This window comes from Thermoanaerobaculia bacterium, from assembly GCA_035717485.1.
In the GTDB taxonomy this organism is placed as follows: Bacteria; Acidobacteriota; Thermoanaerobaculia; order UBA5066; family DATFVB01; genus DATFVB01.
Window position 1 is genome coordinate 1 of record DASTIQ010000018.1, and the last position, 10,719, is coordinate 10,719.

Consider the following 10,719-nt stretch of genomic DNA (forward strand, 5'->3'; position numbering starts at 1 on the left):
CGATGCCTGCGCCGCGGAATGGGTGAGCCCGGTCGGCGCCGCGGCGACCGCCGCCGAGTCCGCGGGGAACGTTCCCGGCGCCCCGAAAGACTGGACGGGAGTCGCCGTCTCGGTCGAATGGCGGCGCGGCGCCGCGGCCGACGAAGGTCTCGTCGCGACGGCCGACGTCCTTCGCATCGACGATCGCGAGCTGGCCTGCTCGTTCACGGTCCGGGGCGCCGGCGCCGACGACGTCCTCGCGACGGGAAAGGTGCTTTTCGCTTCCGCCCCGGCCGCCCGCGCGAGCCGAGCCGGCGAAGCGGCGGCTCCCGGCGGAAACGACGCTCCGGAAACCAACGCCGCCGCCGGACCCGCGGGGAGACGGGCCCCGGCCGCCCGATCCCGAATCGCGGAGCTTCTCCCCGACACGATCGCCCACGGGCTGCGCTCCGCCTACTGGCGCGCCCGAGAGCGGCGGGGGCTCGCCGCGTCCCCTCCCTTTCGGCTGCTCGACGCGCCCCGCGAGCTTCGGCCGGGCGAGGAAGGGCCGGTTCGGATCGAGGTCGTCAACGCGTCCGGGCACGAGGATGATTTCGCGATCGACGCCGTGCTCCCGCCGGGGTACGGACTCGGCCTGGCCTGGACGCGGGGACACACGATCCGGGTGCCGCCGCGAAGCCGGGGGCTCGTCGAAGCGATCGTGACCGCCCACCGCCCGGACGAGGTCAATCTCGGGCGACCGTGGCGGCTGCGGCTCGTGTGCGCCCGATCGGGCGTCTTCCTCGACGAGATCGTCCTGGAGGTCGCGGTCCCCGATCCGCGGCCCGGAGTCCTGTATTACGTCCTGACCGAGGATTGCGAGACTTTCGACGGCGGGCCGACGACCGGCGACTATTCCGATGACCGGAGACCCCTCGGCAATCGGAACGGCTTCATGGATCCCGACGACTACCGGATCCAGATGATCGAGAAACCGGAAGCGCTCAACGCCATCGCGGACCGTTACGGCGCCCGGTGGACGCACTTCTGGACGGCCACCCAGCGGTTCGCCGCCCGATGGGCCGCCGAAAGGTCGGCCACGGGCGCCTGGGACTCCCTGATCGAGGCTCTCGACGCTTCGGTCCGCCGCGGATCGATCCGCCACGAGTACGCGCCCCACATTCACTTCGACTTCGAGCCGGAATCCGAGCTTCCCCCGCAGCCTCGGCTGATCTATGACGCGCCGACCGACGGACTGCTGCCAAACGAGTATTTCGATCGCACGACGAATCCGGACCACCGCTACCACGGCTGGGACGGCGCGCGGAAGGGGATCGCCTACGTCCGGAAGGAAGGCGGCTTTCGGGAGCCCGACTCGAAGGCGGGCTCTCTCCGGAAGAGCGCGCTCCACCTCGCCCGTCTCTCCTCGGGGCGAATTCCGTCACTCGTCACCCGCACCGGCGCCTGCGATTTCGGGACGGGGAGCGACATCGCGGTGAGCTTCCGGGCGCTCGAAGCCAACGGATTCCTCGCCGACGCCGATGCCGGCCTCTACGACCACGTCGGAGAGCACCCTCGCGGCCGTCAGATCTACTACTGCCGCGCGGGGGACCTCGAGCGCGAGATCGAGGACCTCGGGGAGGCCGGACTCGTGCAGCTTCGCGCTCCCGAAATTCAGCTCGACGGGGCCTCCGCCGAAACCCTCGACCGGTGGTTCGACCGGCGGGCCGCCGAGTCGGAGGGCCCGGGCGTCCGCGCGATCGTCGCGATGACGCACGCGATGTTCGTCCGTGGAGAACCGGACCCCGGCCGAAGTCTCTCCGGGGGAGATTTCGAGTCGATCGACTCCCATCTCGCCTACGTTCGGACCCGATACCCCCGGGTCCGCTTCGCCACCGCTTCGGAAGCGGTGCTCGAATTCATCGACTACTACGCTCCCGCTCCCCTCGCCGCCCTCGGCGCGTTCGTCGCGGAGTCGGAGAACCCGCCGGGACTCCTGTATTCCGTTCGCATCCTCGGGAGGGGTATCCCGATCTCCGCGTCGCACCCGGCGCGGGTGTCCGTCGCGGCCCCTTCCGCGCTGCGCACCGAGGAGATCGACTATCTCGAGGTGCGGGACCGCGGAAGGCCGATCGCCCGCACGGCGCCCGAGGCGGACCGGCTGACGCGCGCCGAATTTCCGGCCGAACGGCGCGAGGGCTACGAGCTTTTCGTGGCACTTCGCGGGCTCTCTTCCGGGCCCGCCGCGCCGGAAGGCCATCCGGAAAGCCGATCATCCTTCTCCTTCCCCGGTGAACCGCCGGCGCCCGATCTCTTCCGGTTCGAGTCTCCCCGCCTCGTCCGCTCGGCGCGTGCGACACCCGAAACCCCGTCGCCGGGGGACGCGGAGACCTGGGAGCTGTCCAACGACCTGCTGGCGCTCCTCGCGAACCCGATCGCGGGGAGCGCCGAACCGCACGGCCGGCGCGCCCACCCCTCCAGCGGCGTCCTCCTCGGCGCCGCGAACTTCGCCGCCCGCCGCGCGGCGGGAGCCGCATGGCGTCCCGGCGCCGCCGACCTTCGACACCTGCGGCCGGTCCATCCGACCGCGCCCTGGATCCGCGTTTCCGGCAGGATCGGCGCCGTCGGCCCGCGGGAGTGTCTCTGGGAAGGAAGCATCCGCGAGCCGGGCGCCGAGATCTCGCGCGTTCGAATCCGGCTCGTGCCCTGAAGGGGCCGCGGCCTCAGGGGCGCCGGGCGTAGAGGAGAGAGACCCCCGACGAGCGTCCCTTCGGCTCCCGATCGACGGAGAGCTCGAACCCCCGCCCCCGCAGCATCGTCCGGAACCCCTCGATTTCGGCGGGCGAGTGGACTTCCATCACGATCTGCCGGATCCCGGGCCAGTGGACGTCCTCGATCCCCGCCAGCACCTCTCGCTCCGACCTCTCCGCGTCGATCTTGAGGAGATCGACCGAGCCGATCGCCGAAGCCCGGAGCGCCGACGAGAGCGTCTGGATCGGGCATCGCCGCTCGCTCCGCGAACGAACCTTCGCGCGGACGATCTCCTCCAGGATCCGGGGCGGCAGCCGCTCCGACGCGGCGCCCGCGCCCCGGAGACGGTCCCGGATGCCGTCCCGGATCAACTCCGCGTCCTTCTCGGGGTCCGCGTGGAAGCCGGAGAGCAGGGTGTAGTCCTCGTAATGGACGAGCGTCGCTTCGCCGTCGCGATCCGACAGCCCGGTCGGATGGATCCGCACGCTCGTCCCGAACACCGAAACGTTCGCCGCGAGCCGTTCGCGGAGCTCGGGCACCGGCTCGAAAGCGTCCACGGTCGCGAGCGGCCGCTCCCGCATCACGAAGAGCGTGAAGAGACCGATGTTCGCGCCGACGTCGATCACGTGCGGACGCTCGGGGAGGACGATGCCGTTCCGGAGATAGACCCGGCGCTCGAAGATCTCGTCGTACAGGAAATCGACTTCGTAGCGGTGGCATCCGCGGACGAACGTCCCGTCGGGCAGCGCGAAGAGGTCGGAGACGGGCGAAACGCCCGGATCGGGCGTCACCGCGGGGGCGCCCCCTCCTCCTCGCCGAACACCTCCGCCTCGAACGCATAGATCTTCGCCCCGGCGAGCTTCCACGCATTGTCGGGGAGTCCCGCCTTCTGCGACACCGCCGCGAGGAACTGCTCGCGGGTGAAGCCCCATTCGGTCGCGACCTGCGGGAGGAGGAGACCGCGCCGCGCCCCGAGCTCCAGGATGATCCCGTGGCGGCCCGGCTCCACTTCCTCGGGCGGGATCAGCCGCGGCGGGGTGAGGACCGAAACCTCGACCGAAACGGACGGCCATTCCCCCGGGGTGAGCGGCGGGAACCGCGGATCGCGGAACGCCGCCTCCCGGGCGAAAGCGGAGACCGTCTTCGGGATCCCCTCCTCGGCGGAGAGCGTGCCGATGCAGCCGCGCAGGTCTTGGCCGATCTTCAACGTCACGAAGACGCCGTGGCTCGGATCGTCGGGATGGGGCCGCTCGACGAGCGAGGGAGGAGGCTCGCCTTTGAGCGCCCGGTCGATCGACGTCCGCGCGAGGCGGAGCAGCTCCTGTCCGTAGGCTCGCGCGATCATGCCCGTTCTCCGGCGGCCGCCGCGGCGCCCGCGAGCGTTCCGGGCGCTCCGAAACCCGAGGCGAACGCGAAGATGGCCTCCTCGAGCGCGTCGAGGTGCCCGCCGAAGAAGTGGTCGGCGCCCGCCACGGCGACGAGCCGCACCCGCGAGAAGCGCCGCTCCACGGCGCCGGCGAGGGCCGCGGGGCCGGCGTACTCGTCGCGGTCCCCCGAGATCACGAGCGCGGGCTTCTCGATCCGTTCGACACCTTCGAAGTTCCACCGCGCGAGCGGGACGCCCGCGGCGACGATCGCGGCCACCCGGCGATCGGCCTCCCCGGCGGCGAGCGCGACCGTCGAACCGAACGAGAAGCCCGCCGCGATCGCGGGGAGCCCGGCGCGGCGCTCCGCCTCGTCGAGCGCGGCGAGGAAGTCGTCCCGCTCGCCCCGCCCGAAGTCGTAGCGTCCTTGCGAGGCGCCGACGCCGCGGAAGTTGAAGCGCATGACGCCGAACCCGGCGCGCGAAAGGGCGCGCGCGATCCGGAACACGACCTTGAAGTGCATCGTGCCGCCATGGAGCGGATGCGCATGGGCGACGACCGCGGCGCCCCGGCGATCTCCCTCCGGCTCCTTCCAGAGCGCCTCGAGCGCTCCGGCGGGACCCTCGATCGTCGTCGGGTGAACCGTCGCCGCCGCCACGGCCCGATTGTAGTCCGCCGGCGCGAGGCGGAAGCCGAAGCATTTTCCCGGCAGAACCTCGAATCGAGCGGGGCGCGGGAACCCGTTCGCATCTTTTCTATTTCGCGGGTTTCGACCATAATCGGCATCCCTTTTTTCGAAAGCGAAAGGATCTCGCGGCATGGACGGAAAGAAGAAGATCGTGCACATCGTCGGGACCGGGACGATCGGCGAGCCCCTGATCGGACTGTTCACCGACTTCTCGCGACATCTCGAAATCGACGAGCTCACGTTCCACAAACGCACGCCGATGACGACCGAGAAGGCGAAGGTCCAGCACCTGATCTCGCGCGGCGCGAAGCTCGCCGTCGACGACGACAAGGTCGCCGACTTCGAGGCGCTCGGACACAAGGTCTCCTACACCGCCATGGAGGCTCTCGAGCGCGCCTCCGTCGTCATCGACTGCACGCCGGCCGGCAACGAGAACAAGAAGGTGTACCAGACGATCAAGGGGCCCAGGGGATTCCTGGCCCAGGGATCGGAGTTCGGGTTCGGGAAGATGTACGCGCTCGGAATCAACGACGAGGCGCTCGAGGTGGGGAAGGACCGCTTCATCCAGATCGTCTCCTGCAACACCCACAACATCGCGGTGATCGTGAAGACGCTCGCCTCGGAGGGGAAGAATCTGACTCTCGAGCGGGCGCGGTTCGTGTGCATGCGCCGCGCGAACGACATCTCGCAGGACTCCGGGTTCCTCCCGGCGCCGAACGTCGGGAAGCACGACGACCCGAAGTACGGCACCCATCACGCCCGCGACGCGTCGCATCTCCTGGAGACGCTCGGGTGGAAGCCGGAGATGTTCTCTTCCGCCGTCAAGCTCAACACCCAGTACATGCACGCCCTCTGGTTCGACCTGAAGGTGAACCGCCCGACCACGCGCGAGGAGATCGTCGCCCGGTTCCGGAAGAACGACAAGGTCGCGCTGACCGAGCGGCGCTCGGCGAACCAGGTGTTCTCGTTCGGGCGCGATCACGGGTACTACGGCCGGCTCCTCTCGCAGACGGTGATCTCGACGCCGACGCTCACGATGCCGTCGGATCACGAGATCGTCGGCTTCTGCTTCACGCCGCAGGACGGGAACTCGCTCGCGTCGTCGATCGCGGCGGCGCTCTGGCTGATGGAACCCGAGCGCGATCCGTGGCAGCGGATGGATCCGCTCAAACGCTTCTTCTTCCAGGAAATCTGACCTTTCGCGCTCGACGCCGGTCGCGTCGAGCGCGAAAGACGGAATCCCAGGCTCGCGCCGGCGAGCCGCGGAGATCGTCCCGAGGCGAGAGCGCGGCTGCCGTGCCGCGGCCGGCGCCCAGTTGCCGGGGGATCCGCCGATGCGCCGCCGGCCACGCGGCGGCCCCGGACGAGCGAAGGATCCCGGGGGCGTTCTCCCCCGCCTCCTGTCCGCGCGCCGCGTGCGTTACCATCCTCCCCGATGTCCACGGCCGAAAAGCCCCGGGCCGCGCCCGCCGCCGCGCTCGTCGCGCGTTTCACGGCCTTCGCGATCGAGCAGTTCCCGGAGGCGTTCGAAACGCTCCGTTCCGCGTTCGAGAGCGTCGCGCGCTCGGCCGGCGGCGGACAACGCGCCGAGGATCTCGAAGCCCTCCGCGCTCCGCTCGCGGAGGCCCTTCGGAGGGCTCTCCCCGCCCGGGCGCCGCGCTCGACCCCCGAGACGACCCCGGGCGTCGACGCTTCGGATCGGCTCGCCGCGGCCGCCGCCCGGGTCATCGACGCCTGCGACGGATTCCTGGCGCGCGAGGCGATCGCGGCGTCGCTCCAGCCGGGAGAGAAGCTCGAGATCCTCCGGGGAATGCTGCTGACCCGCGCCGTCGACAACCGCCTGAAGGCCTTCTTCACGGGCGGCGAGGTCCGCTGGAAGAACTCGTCGTTCCAGGGAAAGGGATTCCGGTCGCTCGGGCAGGAGGCGATCTATGCGGCCGGCATTCGTCTCCGCCGAGGCTCGTGCTACGGCGGCGACGGGCCGTGGAGGGGCGACGTCGTGGCGCCGCTCATTCGCGATCTCGGCCTCGCGCTCGCGATGCAGCCGGACCGCGAGAGCGTGCGCATGGTCCTCTCCGCCCAGATGGGGAAGACCGGGCCGCCGATGAACGGGAAGGACCTGCACGTCGGCGATTTCGCGCGGGGAATCCTTCCCGCGTCGGCCCCGCTGGCGATCTCTTCGCTGACGGTCGCCGGGCTCGCGCTGGCGTTCGCGATGGATCGGACGGGGCAGGTCGCGGTCTCGCTGATCGGCGAGGGGGGCACGTCTCTCGGCGAATGGCACGAGGCGATCAACCTCTGCGCCGCGCGGAAGCTCCCCGCGATCTTCTGCGTCCAGAACAACCAGACGGCGCTCTCGACACCCGTCTCCGACCAGTGCTCCGCGCGCGTCTTCGCGGAAAAGGCGGCGGGTTACGGCATTCCGGGAATCACGATCGACGGGACGGACGCGGCGGCGGTCGCGGCCGCGTTCTCCTGGGCCGCGGACCGGGCCCGCTCCGGGCGCGGACCGGCGTTGATCGAGCTCGTGGCGATGCGCATGTGCGGCCACGCGCACCACGACGACATGCTCTATCTGGGGAAGGACCCTCCGCCGTCGTGGGATTACCCGGAGCTCTCCGAAGCGGGGTACGCCGACCGCGATCTCTACGACTTCTGGGCGCGTCGGGACCCGATCGCCCGCTGGGCGGAAAAGCTCGTCGCCGAAGGAGCGCTCGCCGCCGGCGACCTCGACCGGCTCCGGGAGGAGACCGCGCGCCTCGTCGAGGAGGAGGCCCGCGCGGTGATCGACGCGCCCTGGCCGGACCCGGGGGCCGCGGGCGAAGGCGTCTTCGCCGGCGAGCCGCCTCGCCGCCGCATCGAGCCGCTCGAGGAGCGGGCGGCGAGGTCGGAGGCGATTCCGGAGGTTCTCCCCGTCGAACCGGGGCTGCCGTTCGACCCGAAGGGGAAGACGTTCCTCGAGGCGGTCATGCTCGGCGTCGGGGACGCCCTCCGCGCCGACCCGCGCGCGTTCGTCATCGGCGAGGACGTCGGCGGAAAGTACGGCAACGCCTTCCTGCTCCTCCGCCCGCTGCTCGCCGAATTCGGCGACCGGATCCTCAATTCCCCTCTCGCGGAGGGCGCCGTGATCGCCGCGTGCGTCGGTTCCGCGCTCGCGGGGAAGCGGCCGATCGGCGAGATGCAGTTCAACGACTTCGTCGCGACCGGCTTCGACGGACTCGTCAACAATGCCGCGAAGATCCGCTACCGCTGGGGGGGAGAGGTCCCGATGGTCCTCCGGATGCCGTGGGGAGGCCTGCGGCACGCCGGGCCGTATCACAGCCAGAACACCGAGCCGTGGTTCTATCGCACGCCGGGCTTGAAGATCGTCGTTCCGTCGACTCCCGAGGACGCGCGGGCGCTCATGGCCGCCGCGGTCGCCGACCCCGATCCGGTCCTCTATTACGAGCACATCGCGCTCTACCGCGATCCCCGCGTCAAGCAGGCGATCCCCGACGCCGCTCCCGCTCCCCTCCCGCTCGGGAAGGCGGCGGTCCGCCGGCCGGGGAAGGACGTCGCGATCGTCTCGTACGGCGCGTACGTCCACGCGGCGCGCCGCGTCGCCGAAACGCTCTCGGCCGACGGGATCGACTGCGCGGTCCTCGACCTCCGGACGCTCGTCCCCCTCGATCGACGCGCGCTCCTCGCCGTCGCGCGCCGCTGCGGCCGCGTCCTGATCGTGCACGAGGACTCGCGCACCGGCGGAATCGGAGAGAGCCTCGCCGCGATCATCCAGGAAGAGGCGTTCGAATGGCTCGACGCCCCGATCCGGATCCTCGGCGCGCTCGACACGCCCGTTCCCTACTCGCCCCCGCTCGAAGAGTTCTTCCTGCCGTCCGAAGCCGAGATCGAGAAGGCGGCGAGGCTCCTGGCCCGCTACTGATCCGGATTCAGGGGCGGCGCGCCGGCGCCAGGATCGTCGTGTCCATCGTTCGCGGGACGGCGTCGCGCCGGTCGGAGAAATCCCAGTTGAGCCCGCGCCGGAACGGCGGCTCCTTTTCGCTCCGCACCGCGCGGCCCACGCAGCGGTCCGGCCGGTACATGCGCGTCGCCGCCTGCTCGTATCCGGTGAACTCGCAGAGATCGCGGATGCAGAGCGTGGAGGGCTGCCACCACATTCCGCCGACGAAACGGCCGAAGTTCGCGTAGCTCGCCTCCTCGTCTTCGACGACGTAGGATTCGAGCAGGAGAACGCCTCCCGGCTTCAGGAGCCGGCGGAGCGCGTACAGTCCCACCAGCATGTCGGAGAGGTGGTAGAGCACACCGCTCAGGACGGCCAGGTCGAGACTCCCCGCGGGGATCCGCCGCTCCAGCGAGTACACGGTTTCGCGCACGGGCGTGACCGCCGCCGCCCCGAACGTCCGCGCGAGGAAGGCGGCCTGGTCGAGGTGCTCCGGGATCTCGTCCACCGCGTGGACGGCCGCCGCGCCCCGCGACGCCATCAGAAGGGCGATCCCTCCCGTGAAACAGCCGACGTCGGCGACCTGCCGTCCGCGGAGGTCCGAGGGCCACCATCCGAGGCCGTCGAACGTCCCGGCGATCGCCAGATAAGCGTCCCCCAGCAGGCCTTCCTTCCGGAAAGGGCCGAAATCGATCGTGTGCCCCCAGCCGTACTGCGCGAGGCTCCCGAGACGGTCGGCTTCGGCGCGGAGGGCGGCGATCTCCGCCTCGCTCTTCTCCTTCAGGCGGTACGGCCATTCGGCTTTGGGAAAGTCCATCGCGCGATCTTAGCAAGCCAACGGCGGAGCGGATCCGGTGGCGTGGCCCGCGCCGGCTACCAGAATTTCGCGAAGGCGGCGACGACCAGGGAATGCGTGATCCGGCCGTCCCGCAGCATCGCCCGGACCTCGTCCGGGGCCGCCTCGAAGATCTCGATGTCCTCCCCCGGATCGAGCTGCGGCGAAGCGACGCGGCGGCACCCGCGGGCGAGGAACGTCCAGCAGCGGTTCGACTGGATCGCGGGATTGGGATGCACCCAGCCGAGATCCGTCCACTCGTCCGCCGCGTGGCCGGTCTCCTCGAGGAGTTCGCGCCGCGCGGCGGCGAGCGGGCTCGCGTCCTTCGCATCGACGCCGCCGCCCGGAATTTCGATCGTCGTCTCCTCCGTCCCGTGACGGTACTGCCGGACGAGGACGACGTTCCCCTCCCCGGTCAGGGGGATCACGTTCACCCAGTCGGAACCGTCGAGGACGTAGAAGTCGAGCTCCTCCTCCGTGCGCGGGGAGACGATCCGGTCGCGCCGGATCGTGAAGATCCGGAAGTCGCCGAGGGGCTCGGAGCGGATCCGCCTCCAGCGCGCCGTCGCGCTCACCCGGACGTCACGTGGCGATGATGTAGCCGCCGCTCTTGGCGTCTTTCTTCAGCTGCACGAGGCCGAGCTTCTGCGCCTCTTCGAGGAGGCTCGAGAACGAGTCGAATCCGTAGTAGCTCTCGTTGAAGTAGGGTTTCTTGCGCTGCATCGTCTGTTTGACCATCGAGCCCCAGATCACGTCCTTGTTCTCGCGCTTCAGGGCCAGCATCGAGTCGAGCATCAGGCGGAACACCTCGCGGCGCTTCTCCGGGAGCTGGTCGAGCGAGGGGAGTCCCGCCGCGGGCCCGCGGACGAGATCCTCGTAGAAGATGAATTCGTCGCAGTTGGACACGAGGAGGTCGGACGAGGAGTTCTTCACGCCGACGCCGAGCGTCCGCTTGTCGTTCTCCTTCAGCTTCGAGACGAGGGGCGAGAAGTCGGAGTCGCCCGACGCGATCACGAACGTCGTGATGTGGCCCTTCGAATAGCAGAGATCCATCGCGTCGACGACCAGGCGGATGTCGGCCGAATTCTTCCCCGTGTAGCTCCGCTGCGGGATGTCGATCAGCTCGATCGCGTTCTCGTGGAAGGGCCGCTTGTAGTCGAGGTAGCGGCTCCAGTCGGCATAG

At 70.2% G+C, this 10,719-nt stretch carries 9 protein-coding genes; 3 read left to right on the plus strand and 6 right to left on the minus strand.

Annotated features, from left to right (window positions below; all coding sequences use genetic code 11):
• The coding region (locus VFS34_00800; GenBank protein HET9792968.1) for a hypothetical protein at positions 1 to 2,668 on the plus strand (2,668 nt) is incomplete at its 5' end.
• 13 nt (positions 2,669 to 2,681) lie between these two features.
• Here VFS34_00800 and VFS34_00805 read toward each other — a convergent pair.
• From VFS34_00805 to VFS34_00815, 3 genes are read right to left on the minus strand one after another with little or no spacing between them, the layout of a single operon-like run.
• The gene (locus tag VFS34_00805; GenBank protein ID HET9792969.1) at positions 2,682 to 3,500 is read right to left on the minus strand and encodes an FkbM family methyltransferase; all 819 of its coding nucleotides are present in this window, start codon (positions 3,498 to 3,500) and stop codon (positions 2,682 to 2,684) included.
• Positions 3,497 to 4,054 carry an AmmeMemoRadiSam system protein A gene (gene amrA / locus VFS34_00810; protein ID HET9792970.1) on the minus strand — a complete coding sequence of 186 codons (558 nt, stop codon included), beginning with the start codon at positions 4,052 to 4,054 and terminating at the stop codon, positions 3,497 to 3,499. Before amrA ends, VFS34_00805 begins: the two co-directional genes overlap by 4 nt.
• Positions 4,051 to 4,731 carry an alpha/beta fold hydrolase gene (locus VFS34_00815; GenBank protein HET9792971.1) on the minus strand — a complete coding sequence of 227 codons (681 nt, stop codon included), beginning with the start codon at positions 4,729 to 4,731 and terminating at the stop codon, positions 4,051 to 4,053. Before VFS34_00815 ends, amrA begins: the two co-directional genes overlap by 4 nt.
• A 160-nt stretch (positions 4,732 to 4,891) precedes the next feature.
• On the opposite strand from VFS34_00815, the gene VFS34_00820 reads away from it, so the two are divergent.
• Both VFS34_00820 and VFS34_00825 read left to right on the plus strand, forming a co-directional pair.
• Entirely contained in the window at positions 4,892 to 5,956 is a 1,065-nt protein-coding gene (locus VFS34_00820) for a hypothetical protein (protein ID HET9792972.1), read from the plus strand.
• Between the two features lie 240 nt (positions 5,957 to 6,196).
• Complete coding sequence (locus VFS34_00825) at positions 6,197 to 8,683, plus strand: thiamine pyrophosphate-dependent enzyme (GenBank protein ID HET9792973.1); 2,487 nt, start codon at positions 6,197 to 6,199, stop codon at positions 8,681 to 8,683.
• 7 nt (positions 8,684 to 8,690) lie between these two features.
• On the opposite strand, the gene VFS34_00830 is transcribed toward VFS34_00825, so the two are convergent.
• The 3 genes from VFS34_00830 to VFS34_00840 form a co-directional block, all read right to left on the minus strand.
• Positions 8,691 to 9,518 (minus strand): DUF1698 domain-containing protein, encoded by an 828-nt coding sequence (locus tag VFS34_00830; GenBank protein ID HET9792974.1) that lies wholly within the window; start codon positions 9,516 to 9,518, stop codon positions 8,691 to 8,693.
• Positions 9,519 to 9,574: 56 nt separating this feature from the next.
• A complete protein-coding gene (locus VFS34_00835) occupies positions 9,575 to 10,111 on the minus strand; it encodes an NUDIX hydrolase (protein ID HET9792975.1) in 537 nt (178 codons plus the stop codon).
• 7 nt (positions 10,112 to 10,118) lie between these two features.
• The coding region (locus VFS34_00840) for an NYN domain-containing protein (GenBank protein ID HET9792976.1) at positions 10,119 to 10,719 on the minus strand (601 nt) is incomplete at its 5' end.

Excerpts from the sequence above, each read along its gene's own strand:
- amrA (HET9792970.1), bottom strand. The coding sequence starts at position 4,054 with ATGATCGCGCGAGCCTACGGACAGGAGCTGCTCCGCCTCGCGCGGACG.
- VFS34_00820 (HET9792972.1), top strand. The coding sequence starts at position 4,892 with ATGGACGGAAAGAAGAAGATCGTGCACATCGTCGGGACCGGGACGATC.
- VFS34_00825 (HET9792973.1), top strand. The coding sequence starts at position 6,197 with ATGTCCACGGCCGAAAAGCCCCGGGCCGCGCCCGCCGCCGCGCTCGTC.
- VFS34_00830 (HET9792974.1), bottom strand. The coding sequence starts at position 9,518 with ATGGACTTTCCCAAAGCCGAATGGCCGTACCGCCTGAAGGAGAAGAGC.